This is a genomic window from Lederbergia citri, assembly GCF_018343625.1.
GTDB lineage: Bacteria > Bacillota > Bacilli > Bacillales > Bacillaceae_C > Lederbergia > Lederbergia citri.
In genome coordinates this window covers 320,438-341,335 of the sequence record NZ_JAGYPG010000003.1, presented here as the reverse complement: position 1 = coordinate 341,335, position 20,898 = coordinate 320,438, and the positions used below count along the sequence as shown (strand labels likewise).

The following is a 20,898-nucleotide window of genomic DNA, read 5'->3' as shown; positions in this document are numbered from 1 at the left end:
TTCGGTTTCTTCCTACGATAAGTCAACATCGGCTCGCCAAGTGTCTAGCTACATGCGCTTGTGCTTTTGTTCTTACCTAGCATTATTATATTGATAGTCATCCGGATTGATTGGTACAAATCCTTCTGGTTTATAAAATCTCAATAAATCTTTCGTAACGATACGGTCGGATATTTCTAATTTTTCTTTTGTAATTTGATCAGGTGATTCACAAGCCTGAACGTCCAATTCTTCCCCTGTATCCGTTGAATAGCAATTCCCGTTTACTTGAGTCACCTCAGGTGTGACAAAATCCCCATTTCGGAAAGGAACCAATTCCTTATATTCAGAAGAGAATATGTCATTACCAATTTGCAAATAATCATTCGTATTAACACCTAACAAATGAAGGACAGTAGGCATGACATCTACTTGACCGCTATATTTATGAATTGTTTTTCCTTGCATTCCAGGTACATGGATAAAAAGTGGAACCCGTTGAAGCTGGGCATTTTTAAACGGAGTGATCTCTTCTCCTGTTACCTGAGCCATTGCATCGTTATGGTTTTCTGAAATACCGTAATGATCACCATACATAACAATGACAGAATTATCATACAAACCATCGGCTTTCAAATCGTTAAAAAATTGTTCCAATGCTTGATCCATATAATGAGCAGATTGGAAATACTGATTTACTACTTTATCTCCGAAATCTCCAGCTGGAAAATCCGTGTCCCCCTCATCCATTGCGAATGGGAAGTGATTCGAAAGCAAAATAAACTTCGAATAAAACGGCTGTGGGAGTGATTCCAATAAAGGCATGGATTCCTTTAAAAATGGTTCATCCTTCATCCCATAGTTTTTAACATTTTCATTGCTCATATTATAATACGTTGCATCGAAAAAGTGATCGATTCCAAACGCTCTGTAAACTTCATTCCTGTTCCAGAACGTTTTATAGTTCCCGTGAAAAGTAGCAGATGTATAGTCTCTTGATTTTAAAATCGCAGGACCTGATTGGTACGTATTTTGCGCTTTATTAATAAATACAGACCCTTGTGACAATGGATACAAAGAGTTCTCCATCATGAATTCAGCATCGGACGTCTTGCCTTGTCCTGTTTGGTGAAAAAAGTTATCGAAATAAAAAGCTTCACCAGTACGTGCGAGCGAGTTCAAAAACGGAGTTACTTCTTGCCCATCCAATTTGTAATCAATGATAAAAGATTGTAAGGATTCGAGTGATACATAGATCACGTTCATTCCTTTTGCCTTGCCAAAGTAATCAGGATTCGGCTTAGCAAAATTCGCTTTTATAGTATTTTCAATCTCTGTTAAATCATCACTGCTCGCTAGAGTTCTTTGCATTGAAGATCTCGTACTTTGTATTCCGTCATAAATTGAAAAATTATTAATTCCAAGATACTTTACTAGATAGTTACGGTCAAACGATCTTGTAAGCAACTCAGGTCGATCGGCTTCAGCTAAAGACAAGTTAAACATAAAGATCGCGACAGCAAGCGTAAGAGGCACAAACGCAATCTTTCTATTTGAACGAGCATTCAAAGAAAATCTTTTTGAAACAAGCAATAATAATAGAATTATTGTGTCCGTAAAATAAAACACATCAAATGGAGACATCAACGACAACGCACTTTCCGTTTGGCCACCATTTACTGTTAGCTGCGAAAGGACCGGCAACGTAATAAAGTCGTTAAAAAAACGGTAATATACAACGTTTGCGTAAAGCCAAAAGGACATTACAAACTCAATGCCAACCAATATTGCTCCCCAACGCTTCTTTTTACTCAAAAATGATAATCCGAGAAAAAATAATGCCGAGCTAATCGGATTAATGAAAAGCAAAAATTGCTGCAATTCATTATCAATTCCTAAATTAAATTCTATTCGGTAAGTTATATACGTCTTAAACCAAAACAGGATAACAGCTATTAGGAAGAATTGGACGTTTTTGTCATGAAGACTTACGCCGAACTTTTTAAGTCTTTCCAACTAAAACAACCCCTTAATCTTTTAAAATAAAAAAATGAACGTAAATATTATACTGCTTTTCTTAAAAAAATCTAGTGGTAAAGGTTGTAATCCCCAAAAAATAAGCGGATTGTCCTAACTCACCTTTATATTCACTATTAATTATACATACATGCTATCAATCTTTTGTCCTTTCGTGCTTTATTTCAAGTGATTGTCATCTAATTGTTAAAAATGTAAAGCTATAGCCGAACTTGATACACGTCAAGGGACTCTTTCCTTTCCATCATGCACTAAAAAGATTAAAACTGCCTTAAAAAAGCATCAAGGCGCAAAAGTGATGAAGCTTTTATTTCACTCCTAAAAAAAATTGGATGATGCCATCGTGACAGCAGAGCAGCTAGGAAAACGGTGCTAAATCATGGATACCCCGTTTTAGCAAGAAAGTAACCTAAAGAAGGATAAAAAAATCAAATCAAACGAAAAATGCTATCACCGCAGTTGCAGAGACGCTGTTTTTTACGTTGTTTGCCTTTCATCAATAGAGATTGGTAAATTGAAAAACATTACTTAGATCCCATCATCCATTATTGCCTGATTCCCAATTAATACTAAAGCTTTGTAATCTTTACGTTTTATATTATTGAGCTACTTGTCTCGAATAATTTTATGGTTATATTTTTTAAAATATACAAGTTTTTACATATAATTACGGCGATTCGTGAATGCTATACAATATTACGTTTTATGAAAAGGCGGGCTAACTATGCCTATTAAATCAAAAAAATTGGAGGTCTCCTCCACTTTTCCTTGGATTATCGATCAATTAAAACCAACCTTTGATTTTACACATAAGCCACTACATATCGATAATAAACATATCGAGCTTTTATACATTAAAACGGTCGTGGATGGAGATAGACTTCATAACACTGTCATTAAGCCTTTTTTTGAAATGCAATCTTTAACAAATATAGAAGCTTACTTGACCTCCCTGCCTAACCAACAGGAAATTAGTTCAAAAGATCAGTTGTTAGTAGAGTTAACGAAGGGAAGCGTCGCGATTGGAATTAAAGAAACGATTCTCTTATTCGATTTTAAGAAAGTTCATATAGACGCTCCACTCCAAACAAATGTAGAGCCAACGATTCAAGGTCCACAATACGCTCTGAGCGAAGACCTCATTACAAATATTAATATGATTCGCCAACGCTATCATCAGCCATCCTTAAGAGTTGAAATGTATACCGTCGGGAAAAAAGTCCATCAATCGGTTGCCATTCTTTATGATGAAAACATCGTAAAAAAAGAGGCACTGAAACAAATTAAGTCAAAATTGAAAGAGATCGATAAAGATCTGATTCTAGCAAGTGCCGATTTAACTCGCTGCATAAATAATAAAAAGCGTGCCTTATTGCCAACCACTATCTTGACAGAACGAACCGATCGTATAAGCTACAATATTTCCGGCGGAAAGGTCATTATTTTAATGGACGGCGATTCAAACGCTATTCTTGCTCCAGCTGTATTTTTCGATTTTATGGTCTCAATGGAAGATGAATATCATCCATATTGGGTGGCGAAATTTACCTCAAGTCTTCGTTATATTGGATTTTTCAGTTGTATCGCCTTGCCTGGATTATATGTCGGTATAACTTCTTACAATCCCGATATTTTCCGCTCCTCACTAGCTTTATCATTAGCAGGTAGTCGAGTAGGAGTTCCGTATCCTTCTTACATAGAAGTTTTGATCATGCTCATTGTGATGGAATTTTTAATAGAGGCTAGCATCCGACTTCCAAAAGCAGTTAGTGCAACGGCAACCACAGTAGGAGGGCTGATTTTGGGGACAGCTGTTACAGAAGCAGCGTTGGCATCCAATATATTGATTATTATTACTTCTGCTGTGGCGATTTCAATGTTTGTCATTCCTATTAACGAAATGAGTTTTGCTATTAGGGTCAGCCGATACGTCGTTTTACTATTTACAATCATAGCAGGTATGACGGGACTGGCGCTCTCTTTGATTGGATTATTTATGTGGATGGCAAATAAATCGAGTTATGGTGAAGCTTATTTCAAACTTTTTATACAAGGAAAAAAAGAAGAAACCTAATGCGGGATCTATCTTTTCCTGTTGTAAGGATGGTAAACCACCCAATTATTATTTCCTTAAGTAGGGAGTAAACCATGAACCGTTATGTGTACTATTTACTTTATATTAATATGTTTGCCAGTATGGTTATTGCCGTTCCAAGAATACTTTTACATGAAAGAAAAGACGGGGCTATCATTGGAATGATTTTGGGAATCATTGCAGGTGTGTTCGTAATTTATGCATACCTTTGGTTTTTTAATAAATTCCCAGGAAAAGACTATCCTGAATTACTAAAAAAATATTTTCCTAAGTGGCTGCAATTTCCTTTTCTCCTCTTTTTATCTTTAGTTTGGTTTATAGCTGGTCTCAATACCTTAATTAGCTACACCTTTATGTTAAAGAGGTTTTTAACACCTGAAATGCCTGTTGTGTGGATCGCGTCGACTTTCTTAATTTTTATTTCATATGGCATCTTAATGCATACGAAAAGCATCCTATACACCATTGAAGCAATCCTTATCATATCATCACCTGTCACTATTTTTTTAACGACAAAAGCTTTTATGAGCCCAGAATTTGAATGGGACTTTGTACGAGAAGCCGTTATGTATGTATATCAGTTTCCTTCGTACAGTGCCTTTACTGCATCATTATATGTTTTTCTTGGAATTACAAATCTCCTTATTTTTAATCGTGCTTGGACAACGAAAGCTATTCAAGTTTCAGGAAAACATATATTCCTAATGAGTTTAGCCGGGATCATGATCTTATTTACCATCTATATTGTACCGTTGGGAATGAATGGATTTAACAGTGTTGATCATCTTGTCTACCCTGCCATCACAACAAGTGATACGTTACGGATGACATTTGGGGTAATAGAGCGAGTCTTATATTTATTTTTGTTATTCTTTTTGGCTATTACCTTTTTAAACTTATTGCTTCATTGGCATGTCACCATTGAAATCCTGAAAAGTTTGTTTTGGATTAAGAAATTTAAATGGAAGGAAAATAACTTAACACCTTATATTCTCATCATCATTTTTTGGTTGATTTCCTTAAAAACCGTTACTTCTTTAAGTGAATATCAATTGTTTAAATATACCGATTACTTTTTTTATTGTTTACCTTTTATTACGATGATCATTATCGTTTCTTTTTGGTTTGTTAAAAGGAGGGCAAAAGTATGAGTTGCTTAATACGGAAAGGGCTGTTGCTTTTCATTTGCTTCTCCCTCGTTCTTCTCTCCTCCTGTGGATTTAAAGATATCGATAAAAGAATTTTCGTACTTGCAATCGGAATTGATTTGACGGAAAACAAGGAAAAACCTTATAAAGTAACGTTGAAGATGGCGATTCCATCTGGAGCAATAAAAGGAGGACAAGGTGGAGAAAAATACACATATGTGTCAAAGGAAAGTGAAACTCTCGCAAAAGCGCTCCGCATTATGAAGACACATGTAGACAAAGAAATGGATTTTGGCCATTCCAGCGTCATTATTCTTGGGAGAAGCGTCATAGAGAAGGATTTAGCAGATGTCATGGACCTTCTTATTAGAAGAAGAGATATTCAAATGATTTCGTGGGTTGGAGTAGGAGAACCATCAGCTGAAAACGTAGTAAAAACAGAACCTCATTCAGAAATGGCAGTATCCTTCGCGCTCGCCAACTTTTTCTCCGATAACGGAGTAGAAAGTGCCTATATAGTTTCAACTTTTCTTTTTGATTTAAGAAGAAGAATGTTTGAGAGTGGTTTAGATCCTATCTTGCCAATTTTCCGGGCGAATAAAAAAAAGACTAAATTAATGGTGAATGAATCGATCATTGCACCGAAAAACAATAATAATATAACCCTTTCGTCTAATGAAACGAAATTATATAACTTACTCGAAAATAAAGCAAATAAAGTAGATATCCATGTAAAAAAAAATAAAAAGTCTTTTACTGTAGCAATTGAAAATTCAAAGGTAAAATACAAAATTATCACTCCGCCAAATTCGCAGCCGGTCATTGAAATGAAGATTAAGACGACTGGAATTATTGAAGAAACCAATGAAAGCCTCTCCCCTTCTTTATTAAAAAAGTACAGTAAACTAGCAAATCAGAAAACGAAAAAAGACACCTTACAACTCCTCTCAAGATTCCGAGATGAGAATGTCGACCCCTTAGGATTCGGATTAAGATACAAGGCCACAAGACTCCATATAAAAGATACTTATAAAGAATGGACCCGAATTTACCCTAACGTAAAATTTGATGTAACGGTTGAAACTTCTATCAAAAGTACTGGCACAGTTGAATAAGTTATTTCAATTATTACAAAAAGGTTACAAAAACAATTAAAAGTGTTACTTATTTATAAACTTTGAACAGATTCTAACGATTATGATGAGATGGAAAGAAATTGTTCAAAGGAGTTTAGGGGAATGTTAGAATCTATATTTAACCAATTATATCAATCCTATTATCAAGATTTGCTTAGGCATTTATATTATATGATTCGGGACCGTGAGCTTGCTGAAGACCTCGTACAAGAAGTGTACATAAAGGTATATAAAAACTATGAAACATTTGAAGGGAAAAGCAGGGAGAAAACATGGCTGTATGCAATTGCCCGCAATGTAGCCATTGATTATCTCCGCAAACAAAAAGGCACAAGCGAAATCTGTTTAAGCGAATATGACGCCTTTACATTAAAAGATACTAGTCCAATCCCAGAAGAAATCGTCTTACGCAAAGACCAAGTTCGGCAAATATACTTATGCAAAATGAAGCCCGATCAAAAGGTCATCATTGACCTTCGTTTTATACGCGGCTTATCCATTGCGGAAACAGCCAACACTTTAGGGTGGACAGAGAGCAAAGTGAAAACCCTCCAACATCGCGCCATTCAATACTTAAAAGATCATTATCGAGTAAAGGCAAGTTGAGTAGAAATTACAATGGCACTATATAAGACCCGGTCTTTCATAACTTCACCTCTGATGCATTAATAAACAGCAATTTGGAGAGCTTTTTCTCCTCTTTTTTTTGTAAAAAAACCCGCTTTTTTTAATCAACATCCAATATAATGAATCTAGAGAGATTATTAGGGGGGCTTACCATTGGAAGGGAAAATTTTAGTTGTTGAAGATGAGTTATCTATACGGAAATTAATTTCTTTTAATTTGCAGCGTTCAAATTTTGAAGTGATCGAAGCAGGAGAAGGCAAATTAGCCTTACAATTAGCAAAAGAACATCAACCATCCCTAATTTTATTAGACTTAAACCTTCCAGATGCGGATGGATTTGAACTATGTGAGAAACTAACAGAAAAACAGCCAGGAACCCCAATCATCATCGTATCAGCAAGAGGTCAGGACATGGAAAAAATCATGGGATTGGAGCTTGGAGCGGACGACTATATCGTGAAACCATTTAATCCGCTAGAGCTTGTCGCACGGATCCGTTCCGTTCTGAGGAGGACAGCGAAATCAGAGAAAGAGGTCAATCCTGACATAATCAAAACAGGACCATTTATGATTGAACTTAAAACACAAAGAGTGTATAAAGCAGGCAAACTTATGAAACTAACAGCACGTGAATTCCAAATGATCAAATTTTTCACAGAAAAACTAAATGAACCGATTACCAGAGATGAACTGCTTGATGAAATTTGGGGGTTAAATTATTTCGGAGATCCCAAAACTGTAGATGTCCATATTCGCAGATTAAGAGAAAAAATTGAGGATGATCCCTCCAACCCATCGTTTTTGAAAACCGTATGGGGATATGGCTATTCCTTTTTCGATGAGGAAGCACAATGAAAAAAGGGATAAAAAAGAGGCTTGTCTGGAGCTATTTGCTCTTAATTATCTTTACAGTTGCTTTATTTGAAACTATTATACTATCGGCCTTAATGGTGTACTATAAAGGCGGCGTTCAGCAAACACTTCGAGATCAAGGTGCCATGTTTTCTGCTTTTTATGAACAGGAATTACTTGAAGGAAGATTAGAAAACGAAGCTGAACAGTTTTTAGCTCAGTATAACTTTTTAGTAAATGTACAGGTTCAGTTAATCAATAATAACGGCAAAGTATTAGCTGAAACACATAAGAGTCATATAAAAAATTTAAGTCAAGAAGAAGATGTTCGCATTGGACTTACGGGTACACCAAGCTATTGGACTGGCAAGATGAATGGTGAAAAGGTTATGGCGGTTACATATCCTTTTGTTTTCAGTGGTGAAACAAAAGGAGCAATTAGACTCACAACTTCTCTATCTCCATTAAACTCAGTTTTTACCGAGAACGCATTTTTACTACTTGCGATTGGCGGCATCGTTGTTGTTTTGGCTGCTGTTATTAGTTTTTTCCTTGCTGGAACGATTACGAAACCAGTTAGCCATATCATTACAGCTGCTGAACAGATGGCTGCAGGGAAATTTTCAACTAGGATTTCTAAGAAACAAGATGACGAATTGGGAAAACTAGCTGATACACTAAACTATATGGCGGAGCAGGTTGAAAAGCATGAACATTTAAAAAATGAATTTATTGCCTCTGTTAGTCATGATCTGAGAACACCTCTTACGTCCGTTAAAGGTTGGGCAATCACCCTGCAATCAATGGCAACTGACGATTTATTCAAAGAGGGATTAGAAATTATCACAAATGAAAGTGATCGTTTAACAAGTCTTGTCAGCGATCTTCTTGATCTTTCAAGTTTATCAAGCGGAAAACTTTCTTTTGTTTTTGAACATGTTGATCTCCCTGCCATTATTAAAAAAGTTGTATCCCAATTACAACCAAGAGCCGAAAGACAAGGCGTACAAATTTTAACGGAGATGGATCCTAATCTTAGAGAGATTAAAGCTGATAAAAATAGACTTATCCAAGTATTTATCAATGTTTTGGATAATGCACTTAAATTTACTCCAAACGGAACTATATCAATATCTGTTAGTGAGGGAAACGGAGATTCCATTGTCATTAACATTAAAGACACTGGAGTGGGAATTCCAATTGACAAGTTGGATTCCATCAAGGAGAAATTTGTAAAAGGAAAGACGCAAGAATCAGGGACAGGCCTTGGCTTAGCCATTTGCGAGGAAATCATAAAAGGCCACCAAGGGACTTTGCATATAGATAGTCGCCCTAGTGAAGGCACAACTGTAAGAATCATATTACCTGTAACCATTATGTAACCATTATTCATATTTTAATAACTTTTACTTTCACTATTAAATGTATAGTAAGTTCAAAAGAGCATCGGAGGATTTTTCCATGAGAAGTGTTCTATTCATGCTAGCGGCTTGTTTCCTTCTTAGTGGGTGTAATATGCTGCCTGAACCGGGGAGCTTAATACAAGCCCCTAAGTTGGCATCTGCCACTTCACTTGAAAATGAAAGTATCCAATCTATAGCCAAAAAATATTTACCAAAAGGTACGGCCCTTGTAACGGCAAATGCTCCTGTCAGTGCGGATTCCGTGCTATATACTGACTTAAATGGGGATGGGCAAGAAGAAATCGTTGTCTTCTATCAATCAAAGATTAACCCTGATCAAGTTGGTATGTTTGTGTTGGAAAAACAATCAGGAGAATGGGAAAAGATATTTGCTAAAAAAGGTTTAGGTTATGACGTTAACTGGGCCAGTTCGTCTGATTTTAACGGGGATGGTAAAAAAGACTTGTTGGTCGGTTGGAAAATCGGCAGTACAGCCGGAAATGTACTTGAAGTATATTCATGGGGCGACAAAGGTCTTAAACAATTGACCAAAGTCAATTACCACGTATTAGAATCCATTGAGGTCCAGGACGATCCAAAAACAAGGCTTGCCGTATGGAAAAAAGATGTAAATGATATTTACGATATCCAATTATTAAAGTGGGAAAATGGGGCATTAGTGGCTGACGAGGAGCATTATCCATCGTATTTCCCAAAAGCAGTCGATTATTATAAAAGTAGAATTGATAGGGTTCCGGACGCATCATATTATTGGTATTATCTAGCAGATGCACAGTTAAAATCGAATCATCCTGAACAGGCACAGAAATCGATTGAACACGGCATGAGGCTCAAAATGATCGTACCAAGCTTTAATCAATTCGCAGAGCTCCAAGAAAAAATCGAAAAAAGGCTGCAAGAGTATGATCGTTCCGAAATTCAGTATGAAGTTCGCGATGCAGGAATTACCCTCGATATTCCTAAAGAAATTGCCCGTTATATCACCATCGAGGAAGAAAATGCTCCAATGGTTGGATATGCTGTTTCAGTTTTTGTTTCTCCAGAGGAAAAGAAAGATCTTTTATTTACGATTTTTATTCATTCAAAAGAAATGAGCGTACCCGAACCCGATTCTAATCTGGAAAAAATAGCTGAAAATGATCAATATATTTATTTCGCAAAAAGGAATAAAGAAAAGATTTATCCAACTGGATTGGAGCCAGAACTAAAAGATGTTTACGAACAAAGCATTGCACAAGTTGATAAAATGATCGCAAACGTTCGACCAGGTCTTGTATACCCATCGTATACGAGTTTAGAAGAGTCAGAAGCAATAAAATTGGCCAACGAAGCTGCAAATAAATATTGGTACGTAACGAGCGGCGGAAAAATAACAGGCGAAGTCGATTCATTTACTTCTGACGAAGGTTTGGACTATCGTTATATGGGCTCAGACCTAGATACAAGGGAAAAACTAAATGCGTTTCTAGGAGAATCTTACACCACCAGTGCGATTCAATCCTATATTAATCGAGTTAAAATTATTAATCACAACGGAAAACTAGCCCAACCAAACGCTGACGGAGGTTCTCTCGTTAACCATGAAAAAGCCATTGTTATCGGAATGCGGGATAATGGCAATGAAAAAGAATTTGATTTAAAAACTCCTCTCGGCTCTAGCTTATACTATGAATATATACACGTAGTTTTCACTAAAACAAGCGATGGTTGGAGAATTTCTTCAGATGTGGGAACGTTCTAAAGTTATGCTGTTTTCGGAAAGATTTTACATTTAATAAACGAGTAGAATTATACAACTGTTGAAAGTACAATAAATGGAAAACAACTTGAATTAGTTCAAGTTGTTTTTTCCATTAGAAATTGTATAATTTGTCCTTTATGGTGATTATCGTGGTCTGTAAATTCCTTGACAATATATATAAGTGAATAAGGCGTTCCAGTATGTGGACAATGAGTTACACCGTTTGCAGTTAATGATTTGTTTAGCTTTTCGGCTGGTAGTTCGTTAAGCTCTTTCACAAGTAGATTTCTTGTGTCTTTTGCTTCTTCAAGTAATTTTGACTGTGATATGCCTGATTTTGCGTAATCAGATGCTTTTATATTATAGTTATCAAGATCAGGAAACTCCATCCCTTTTTCGTTCCGTACTGATGGGATAACTACTGATAAAAGGTGATTATCCCAATTTATTATATGGGCTATTATTTCACTTACAGACCACTTACCTTGGGCTATTGGTTTAACCCATGAGGTGTCATCCATATCTTCTAATGTGTTTAACCAAGATGAATATTTACCAAATTCACTAATAATGTTTGTATCTTCGCTCATTTTTATTTCCCCATTACTTGTTAATTAAGAATAGTATAACAAAAAACAATATTTTAACAAAACATACGTTCCTATATTTATTGCAGTTAGAAATGCTTATAAAACAACAATCTTTTATAAACAGCCTAAAGTTATTTACACCCGCAAATAAATTTTTAATGGTTCGCTGTTTTTGTGTAACAGCATCCACATAAAAAGGACTGCTCCTTCAGGAACAGTCCATTTAATAAATCATTTAAAGCTTTTCATAAAGGTAATTTAACATCTGATTCAACGAACTCTTTGCTTTCATCGATACATTTTTGCTTTGCGGCGGCTGATTCAAATGACTTTCGAATTGATCCAATTGCTGAACAGCTTGCTTAATACGTCCTGCTTTTAGGTGATGATCTACTTGATCTAGGCGACTAGAAAGTTGACTCACTGATGGACCATTAATATCACCTGTAGAATCAAAATGTTTCAAGAGAGCATCTAAATCCGCCAATGCTTTGCTACTGCCATCTTCTTTTATTGCAGCCAATGCCTTTTCCGCAGATTCAAGATGACTTAGCTGAGTCACCTGTGCTTTTTGATTCGCTGAAAGTGCTGTATATGTTGCCCTAATATCAGCTACTTTTGCTTTATCTTTTATTTTTAAATTGGCTATATCTATATTGTTTATGCGAATGTCCACTGCCTTTGGTTCAAGATTAATTAAATTTTCAAGGTAACTTTGGTTCAGTGCATTACGTTGAGCTTCAGTTAATGAATTAACCACCTTTCGAATTTCTGCAACATATAGAGCATCTGTTAAAGTGGCCTCACCTGCCGCAAAACGTCTTCCTACCATGTTGTTTCCTGAACTTCTTAAATAACCTACCAATGTATTAACTGCACTTACAACCTCAGTATCAGCTTTAAACAGCGCTGGAAAAGTTAGAGGATCTTTGATTGTAAAATCGACCCATGCTATTCCTAAATTTTGTCTCGTTACCTCAGCCAACCTCTCACCAAGATCCTTGATTACCGGCTTTTCTAAAGGATAGTACCACATTGCATCCGGTCGGTATCCAATTTGATAAAGAACTTCGTTTGGATAGAAATAATCCGCCCACGCCTTAAATTCAGGAATGAAGCCCATTGAATCCTCATACATTCCTTCGACTTCTCCATCGATGCTGCCAATGCTCTGACTATCATCACAAAACAAAATATCACTGCGATAAGTAGGCGGCAACCAACGGTGGTTATAGTGTTTTAAAAACATACGATATGATGGATTGATTGATTTCAAATGTTCATCCCAGTCTTGGGCACGCGCATCGGTAACTGGAATTCCAGCATCTTCGGAAATACCATAATACCATTCAACATCGACACCAAACCCAACAACACTTTCATGGTGCCCATACTTATCAAAAATGAGATCCATTAATGTTTTCATGTCAGCAAAGCCTGATTCTACCTGCAAGAAAACTTTAATTCCATGCTTATCAAAATAGTCTAGATATTCTTCGTGTGTTAGATGTCCCGCTTTTGTTGGTGGGCCGAAGCTAATATTTTGCGATGCATAGTCCACTCCGTCGTTTGGCTGTTCAAATTCAAGCCTGACTCCGCCTGCTCCTACACTTGTATTCAATCTACCAATGATCCACACATAAGTAGGCTCAGCTCCAGGAAAGTAACCATCCATCTGATCTGTAATGTGTTGCCAATCCTCAGTTCCTAGCCATTGTCCATTAACACCATAATCGGATGATCGTGTACCAGCATAAACAATATTTTCCGGAGCTTTATGAACTGGCGGACCACCTTCCCATGTAGAAATCTTATTCTCCGCTTCTTTCAGTAGATGATAATTAGTAACCATCGCTTTTTGATCACCTGTTAAGGAATCGTATGCAGCTCTGGCATTTGCAGCAGCAGACTTATCGGAATAACTTAAGACCTGCATTTGCTCAATAATAGATTGAACTTCCTTTGCTTTTGCAAAATTTTGATCTTTTATTTTCATTAAGCCTTCATGCTTTGCATCAAGTTGATCAAGCTTGTCCACGTTCGTTACCAACGCTTTTTGTGAAGGCTTCAATGCATCGTATTCTTCTTTAAGGACATACACTAGCCCCTCATCAACAAGTGTTTCAACTTCAGCACTATCAATCCAAAGCTTTATTATTTGCGCTTCTGCTTTTTCTAGGGATTGTACATTAGTAACCAAAGCTTTTTGTGCAGCGCTTAGCCTAGCATAAAAACGCCTTGCAAGTACGACTGCTTCACGATCATCTAGTGACTTCACATCAAGCGCTTTTATCATGTCCGTTACCGTCTCATCAGGAGTTGCAGCAGCAGCAAAGCCCACTTCATCCTGAGAAGTGAATATTGATGGTAAAATTAAAAGAAAAGTTATAACAACAATAAGAACCCGCTTTGATTTTTCACCTATCAATCTAGTATTTGTCATACATCCAGTGCCCCTTTCAAAAGTATAAGGCCTAGCAATCTAATTTTTTTCTCAAAGATTTATGCTGATTCAAGGATGTTTTTTGAAAGCGCTACCATCCTTTTCGTTATAAATATATCCCTCCTTCTTAAAAATATTGATGATAGTAGTTACAACATTTATAATAGAAACTTTTTTATTTGTAAATACAAATCGATTGACATTGTTACAACAATGAAAATGGGTATGAGAGCTAAATTACGCTAATTTATTGTATATATCTTCAAAAAAAATAAGAAAATAGGAACAAAGTATAAGTATATTTAATCGGTTATTTGTAAAAGTTCGTTGAATCCTGTGCTAATAATATGTTGAATAATGAAGATTTTTTTCGAGATCTTTTAGAAAAAACTCCTCCGACTTACCATTCACTTGGGTAATTAAAGAGAATGTATAGTTCATATCATTTTGACGAAAGAAGCTTTCTAAATTCTATAAAATCGACTTTTTGAAAAGTCGGTCTACTGGCTTTATAAGGCAGATTATCCGTTATACTCGATTTCATATCCTGCGAACTTTTTTACCGCTTCAGCTTTTAACAAACAGTCCTTCCATGAACTAATTTGAAAAATGAGAGATTTTTTCCCTTCTTCGAATTTAGACTACTTCCCTTTTCATTTGGCTAGACAATATTTCTGGTGTAATATCACTCGCGATTATAGAAAATTGACAAATTTTTTCAATAATCATATTATTTTATTTACAAAGGATTGTAATAATGTATTCACTTCACCGCATCACGATAGTCATTTCTGTCTTTTTAATTCTTTTTTCCGTATAATTTATCAAAATTTACTAGAAAATGAATACTTATTTCCTCTCTCAATCTATCTCCAAAATTCTATAGAAAATTTCATTAAACCCCGTAATGTATACGCTTTCTAGACTGAATCAAAATAGATTCTTATAGATGATAGAATACCTAAATACAAATTATTCAAATTAAGCACTCAACCATTCATGAAAATGTATTGTAAGTAAAAGAGGAAAATTCCTGAAAAGGAAGTGCCGTTATGAAAATTCTGATAGTAGATGATGAAGAACTTATTAGTATAAGCCTAAAGAACATGCTTCAACAATACTCAATAAAATTGATAGACGAAGTTAAAAATGGAGATAACATTATAGAAAAAATAAAAAAAATACAGCCCAGTTTAGCTTTTATAAATATAGATATGCTTGATTTAAACTGGCTTAAAGTGCTTGAAAATGGTAGGATGGTATCTCCCTTCACACAGTGGATTTTTTTATCTAGATTCTTCGATTTTAATAGTGCTCGTAAAGCAATTGAACTTAAGGCGTCGAGCCTTTTACTAAAGCCAGTCTCTCCTGAAGATCTAAATAATTCTATAAAAAAAGCCATAAATGATTACAAACAACTTCTTACTAATATTAATAGAGAATTTGATTACAGTCTTGTTTCATATTTTTGTGGTCTAAGCTATCCTAAGGATATCATCTGCGATAAGATATATTTGAATTCTGTAATAGTTATTGATAGTCACCTAGCTGGCAATGAGAAAAAAGAAAGAATAATTGCATTCTGTAGTAGTCTTGAAAGGATAATAGAGGGTATGCAGACATCTGATACAAGATTTTCATTTTTTTCCCTTTCCGATAATGCGTTAGCCCTAGTGACCGCTTGGGATTTGAAGGCTAATCAACATGCAGAAAATACCATCAGTATGTTCATGCAAATAGTTGAGAAACTCATATTATTTAATAGTGTTGATAATTTCTATCTCACAATGATTTCAGCATTGCCATCCAAATTGGAGGATATGAAAAGATTATTTAGGGAAATGGGCGAATTGGCCTCACTTCGTGTAGTTGCAGGCATACGGAGAAAATGGTGTTTATCAGAATTAAGAGATTTGAAACAAATCGAAGAGTTGTATCAAATAAGTACATCCCTTATCAATCTATCTAAATACTCTAATCAAAAATCAACTCTAAATTACATAAAAGCACTTGATGAAATAGAAATATTGCTTTCCAAAGTAGATTTTAAGGAAATTAGTGATCATCTTACTAATTATCTCAATTCTGTATTTCCATATAAACTTTATAATGATAATACACCAGAAAATTTATTAAGCTATCTGAAGACCTCCGGAGAAAAGTTACTGAGTTTAAACCATAAGGAAGAGGATCGAAGCCAATGGATTGTCGATGAGGTAATCAACCATGTTAATAAAAATTTTATGAAAGACATTGGAATTGGACAACTTGCCCGTGAACTTCATGTTACCCCGAATTATTTAAGCACTTTATTCCACAGAAAAACAGGCATTACCTTTACGAAGTACTTAACTAAAATTAGAATCTCAAAAGCAAAAGAACTCTTGACAGATCCTCATATAAAGGTGCAGCAAGTCGCAAAAAATGTAGGTTATTATAGTACAAGACATTTTACAAGGGTATTTACTGAACTAACTGGCTGCTATCCATCCGAATATCATAAGAAATCGAATCATATTAATATTGGCTAATCATTTTACATTTCAAATAAAATAAAAAATCCCCTTGCAGAAAGGGGATTTTTTTGAACATTAACTAGATGATTATAGATTTATCCACAATGCAATTAATGTTTCAGTGTCAGACTTTAGGTATTCTTTAGCTTCCTCTTTTATAAAACGCTGCATTGGTTCGTTATCCAGATGTTTTAAGAAATCCTGCATTTTCTTAACAGCCTTTTCCTGATTGCCCTTGTCCAAATACTCTTCAGCCTGATCCAATCTATTTTGCAATTGTTTTATAAGCGGTCCCGATAAATCTCCAGATTGTATATACGTATTGATTGTATCTCGGATTGATTGGATGGTAACGTCACTAGCAGGAACTACCACTGGAATGACTCCTGTATCCGCCTTTTCTCCATCATACATTCTCGTAACTTCTAAGATTAGATTAACGATGGTGTCTCTAGTTGGAGCATGTATTGAACCGTCGATATTAACGATATCTGGACGATCCGAACTCTTAATAGATATCGTAAATCCTTCCGGTAATGAAGGTAAAGTTAAGTCTTTTTCACCCTTTTTGGGAGCAACAAGCGATTTAATTACCTCTGCTATTTGGGCAGCAGTCGGATCATTATCTTCGGTAATGTTATAAGCATAAGCGGTTACATTGCTATTTCTCATTCCGTCCTTCACCGCAATTGCACGAATGACATTTACTCCTTTTGCCAGCCTAATAGGTCCAGTATATAATTGGCTTTTATCGTTAGGCTCTGCACCGCCAACCGTATAATATATAGAAGCGCCAGGAGTATCTGATTCCAACGTAACTATCTTGGTTTCGTCATAGACTTTAGATGGTAAATTGGATATTGGTGCTTTCACTTGTTTAGGCGCGACATATACGATACAGTCTCTGCTGTATTTACCGTCCTTTGTCGAAACTGTAATAATTGTCGTTCCGTAAGCATTGCCAGTTATTCTTCCATTTTCATCCACCTTAGCAACATTTGGATCAAGTGATGTCCAAATCACATCTTTGTTCTCCGCTTGTTCAGGCTGCACGGTTGCAATTAGATTCTTTTCTTCACCTTTTTGCAAAGTAAGATGTTCCTTATCCAACACTATTCCTGATACAGTATTTATGTCAGTACCAGCAGGAACAATCGAAACTCCTGCATTATTTGCCAGTGACAATGTTATTTTCCCATTAATAATAGGTACATTCAATTGTTCCTTAACAAGTCCAGTTACCGAAAGTCGATATATATCCACGTTCGTTACGTTTGACCACTCGCTTGGAAACTCCCATACTTTATTCGTATAGCCGTTTTGACTATAGGCCATTATTTCTTTATTAGTCTCTCTCCATAGTACGGGAATAAATACATCTCCACCGATTCGGAGCAGTTTGTCACCTTGCTTAATAGTTACCTTATCCCCATCCATATAGCTTCTTACATCATCTGAAAATTGTACAACCATACCATCATCTGATAATCGCTGTAATCTATTAAGGTAATACCATGGTAATGTATTAAGAGCAAAATCTTGTAAGAAACCATTCAAATTCGCTAAATTGTTTCTTTTTACTCTTCCTTCACCTAGCATTGACATTCCATAAAGTGCATTGGGTCCGTCACCGCCTGCATATAAACTTGCGGGAACGTTAAGCAGCCAATTTTTTTGAGCCCCTGCCCCTCTAAAATGCCATGCCATTGGTTGGAGGCCGACAAACGTTTCTCCGTCTCTATAACTGTCTACAAACTCGGATGTTAGATCGAACCCTTGATCTCGCCAATATTGAAAAATTTTTCTCATCGTTTTTACTTCATCTTCGTTCGTATATCCTTCCCTCTCCTGATGCCATTCACTTATATTGAGGTTTCTACGGGTCGGATTAGTTGAACTAGGAATAACAAGATGAAAGGCGTCTGTGTGAATCGTTTGTCCGTCTTTTAAAGGTGGCAGCATATTTATGAGTCGCTGAATTCTTTGCTGGAGCAAGCCTGAATTCCAATCTCTATAGTAAGAGATGGCATGACTGCCCCCATAAATCGAATAGTCACCTTCTTTTACTTCTACGCCATTATAAACTCCCGCAGACTTCTTCCCAACTTTACCAATCAAGTCTGCTGCAACATATTCATCCCAAAGCGGGCTATCTGGAAAAGCGGTCGTCATATTCATATGAAGGCTAATCGTTGTATTGTATTTTTTTGCTTCTTCCATTAACCAAATTAAACTATCCTCAGCGGTTTCGTCTTGCGCTCTTTTTAATCCTTTATTTACTTCATCCCAAGAAGGGTACTTAGAGTCATGTCCCTCAAACTGCCAACCAACCAAATAAACAACTTTAGGAATACCTCTTGTCAAGTTATCGATTTTTTTCGTGGCTTCCAACGCTTCTTCAAGATTCAACTCAACATTTCCGTTTCTTGCTAAGAAATATTTCATCACAAGCGTTTTACTATAATCGATATAGAAAGGTCGAACAATGATATTAATCGTGTCTTCCTTTGTTTTGCCGTCAATGGTTACTGTAACCTTTACTTTTGCAACGCCGCCAACCCAATGTCCTGATTCGTCCTTATCTGGACGAACTACTCCGTTTTTATTAACGGTAGCAACCTCGGATTCACTGCTCTTGTAAAGTGACTCAATGGAATATTTCACTTCTACCCCGGGATCTTTTAAATTAACGGTGCTTCCATCTCCATTTACAGCCTCAACAAACAGCTGGCTTACTTCATCAGGGTTTAGCAAGGGATTAATTTCAATTTTATCTGCTGATAAATGAATGTAATCAAGTCCATTATCCTTCAAAGTGAAATGAATTCGGTAAGATGTCGTATTCGTTCCTTTAGTAACCTTAATCGTAGTTGTTCCAGGCAATTTAGCGGGCTCTGAAATATCAAAAATTGCCTCTTCATCTTCTTTTTCGACCGTTACAAGTGGTGGTTTTGTAGTTCCTGCCGGTAGTACAACATCATATTCCAATTTACCCTTGGAGAAGTTAGAGAGCGGCTCGTTGTCCAAATAAATTTGGTTTAGTAAAGTACCTGTTGGTTCGCCTATGACCAATCTTGCGTCAGCCCAGTTTGCCCAATCATTAGTATTACCGTCCCCGGCATCTGTAACGATAAGCTCAAGCGACTTAACTCCTTCTACACTGATATCTACTGGTTGATCATAAGGGAAATCAGTGGATATTACCCCACTAGTGAAACGTACTATACCATCTGCCTTAACTATGAATTCAACAGTAGCATTAGATTCCTGTTTAGCGAAGTCAATACCGACATCTGCTTTAAATCTTGTATACTTACCATCAAGATCATACTTAATTACTGAATTAGCATGAGTACCAAGACCTTTGGAATATACTTTTCCTAAAACATTTATTGGACCATTATTGACGTTTTTGTCTTTCTGAACTGTTTGATAGCCACTTATAGCCGATGTCCAATTCAAGTCGCTTAAATAGACAATACCTCTTGGTATAAAATTGATCTTGTACACAGATGTATTTGAATTGTTTTTAACAGTAATTATTGCAGTCCCCGGCACAGTAGAAGCTTGTTGAATGGATAACGTCGCATTTGCATCATAAACGCTTGCGGTAACTGTCGGTACTGGAGTATTTTCTTCAACTTCAACATCGTAGATCATCTTTTCTTTTACAAAACCAGGTAATGCCTCATCATCTATCTTGATTTCACTAAGCATAGTTGAAGGATCTTTTACTTTTAACACTCTTGCATCCGCCCAGTTCGCCCAATCGCTATGATTCGGATTCTCTATCGGTTCACCAGCATCATCTACAATTAATTTAAGTTCATTTATCCCAGAAATATCTATTTCTATATTTTGTTGTAATGAATCCGGATACATTCTCATGACTCCACTATCATAAAGCTTCTCACCATCACCATAAACTTGAAAGATGATAGAAGTTGCTTTGGCAGGGTTATTAATATGTTTATCATCCGGTCCAATTGTCGATTTGAAAATGGAGTACTGCCCATCCAAATGATAAATAATCTCCGAGTTCGCATGGGTCCCTAGTCCTTTGGTATAAATGGTTCCATTCATTTTAATAGGCTGCCCGTCAACATTTTTATCCTTTTGGACTGTTTTCCATCCGCTCTTTGCCGAAACCCAATTAAGGTCACTCAAATAAATAGCTTCCTCTCCATCATCCGCATGGATAACAGATGGCAAAACTTCAAGTCCACTTACCATGAGCATTAAGGTTATTAGTACTATAAAAATTTTATTAATGCTTTTTATAAGCTTTTTATTAAACATTTCATTTCCTC

The 20,898-nt window shown here is 36.1% G+C and carries 12 protein-coding genes; 8 read left to right on the top strand and 4 right to left on the bottom strand.

Annotated elements, in window-relative coordinates; all coding sequences use genetic code 11:
* Nucleotides 1-72: 72 nt before the first annotated feature.
* Nucleotides 73-1,995 carry an LTA synthase family protein gene (locus KHA97_RS17815; RefSeq protein WP_213126116.1) on the bottom strand — a complete coding sequence of 641 codons (1,923 nt, stop codon included), beginning with the start codon at nucleotides 1,993-1,995 and terminating at the stop codon, nucleotides 73-75.
* Nucleotides 1,996-2,740: 745 nt separating this feature from the next.
* Between KHA97_RS17815 and KHA97_RS17810 the strand changes: the two genes are divergently transcribed.
* The 7 genes from KHA97_RS17810 to KHA97_RS17780 all read left to right on the top strand — a co-directional run bounded on the left by KHA97_RS17810 (nucleotide 2,741) and on the right by KHA97_RS17780 (nucleotide 11,039).
* Nucleotides 2,741-4,090 (top strand): spore germination protein, encoded by a 1,350-nt coding sequence (locus KHA97_RS17810; protein WP_213126115.1) that lies wholly within the window; start codon nucleotides 2,741-2,743, stop codon nucleotides 4,088-4,090.
* Nucleotides 4,091-4,164: 74 nt separating this feature from the next.
* Entirely contained in the window at nucleotides 4,165-5,262 is a 1,098-nt protein-coding gene (locus KHA97_RS17805) for a GerAB/ArcD/ProY family transporter (RefSeq protein ID WP_213126114.1), read from the top strand.
* Entirely contained in the window at nucleotides 5,259-6,374 is a 1,116-nt protein-coding gene (locus tag KHA97_RS17800) for a Ger(x)C family spore germination protein (protein WP_213126113.1), read from the top strand. Before KHA97_RS17805 ends, KHA97_RS17800 begins: the two co-directional genes overlap by 4 nt.
* 123 nt (nucleotides 6,375-6,497) lie before the next feature.
* The gene (locus tag KHA97_RS17795) at nucleotides 6,498-7,001 is read left to right on the top strand and encodes a sigma-70 family RNA polymerase sigma factor (protein WP_213126112.1); all 504 of its coding nucleotides are present in this window, start codon (nucleotides 6,498-6,500) and stop codon (nucleotides 6,999-7,001) included.
* 174 nt (nucleotides 7,002-7,175) lie between these two features.
* A complete protein-coding gene (locus KHA97_RS17790) occupies nucleotides 7,176-7,877 on the top strand; it encodes a response regulator transcription factor (RefSeq protein WP_213126111.1) in 702 nt (233 codons plus the stop codon).
* Entirely contained in the window at nucleotides 7,874-9,256 is a 1,383-nt protein-coding gene (locus tag KHA97_RS17785; protein WP_213126110.1) for a sensor histidine kinase, read from the top strand. The genes KHA97_RS17790 and KHA97_RS17785 overlap by 4 nt, the downstream gene beginning before the upstream one ends.
* A 79-nt stretch (nucleotides 9,257-9,335) precedes the next feature.
* Entirely contained in the window at nucleotides 9,336-11,039 is a 1,704-nt protein-coding gene (locus tag KHA97_RS17780; protein ID WP_213126109.1) for a DL-endopeptidase inhibitor IseA family protein, read from the top strand.
* A gap of 95 nt (nucleotides 11,040-11,134) precedes the next feature.
* Here KHA97_RS17780 and KHA97_RS17775 read toward each other — a convergent pair whose 3' ends face one another.
* Both KHA97_RS17775 and KHA97_RS17770 read right to left on the bottom strand, forming a co-directional pair.
* On the bottom strand, nucleotides 11,135-11,629 hold the full coding sequence (locus KHA97_RS17775) for a DinB family protein (protein ID WP_213126108.1): 495 nt from the start codon (nucleotides 11,627-11,629) through the stop codon (nucleotides 11,135-11,137).
* Nucleotides 11,630-11,864: 235 nt separating this feature from the next.
* A complete protein-coding gene (locus KHA97_RS17770; protein WP_213126107.1) occupies nucleotides 11,865-14,072 on the bottom strand; it encodes an FIMAH domain-containing protein in 2,208 nt (735 codons plus the stop codon).
* Nucleotides 14,073-15,124: 1,052 nt separating this feature from the next.
* Here KHA97_RS17770 and KHA97_RS17765 point away from each other — a divergent pair.
* On the top strand, nucleotides 15,125-16,603 hold the full coding sequence (locus KHA97_RS17765) for a response regulator transcription factor (protein WP_213126106.1): 1,479 nt from the start codon (nucleotides 15,125-15,127) through the stop codon (nucleotides 16,601-16,603).
* A gap of 72 nt (nucleotides 16,604-16,675) precedes the next feature.
* Here the strand turns inward: KHA97_RS17765 and KHA97_RS17760 are convergent, their stop codons facing one another.
* The gene (locus tag KHA97_RS17760) at nucleotides 16,676-20,887 is read right to left on the bottom strand and encodes an NPCBM/NEW2 domain-containing protein (protein ID WP_213126105.1); all 4,212 of its coding nucleotides are present in this window, start codon (nucleotides 20,885-20,887) and stop codon (nucleotides 16,676-16,678) included.
* Nucleotides 20,888-20,898 lie beyond the last annotated feature (11 nt).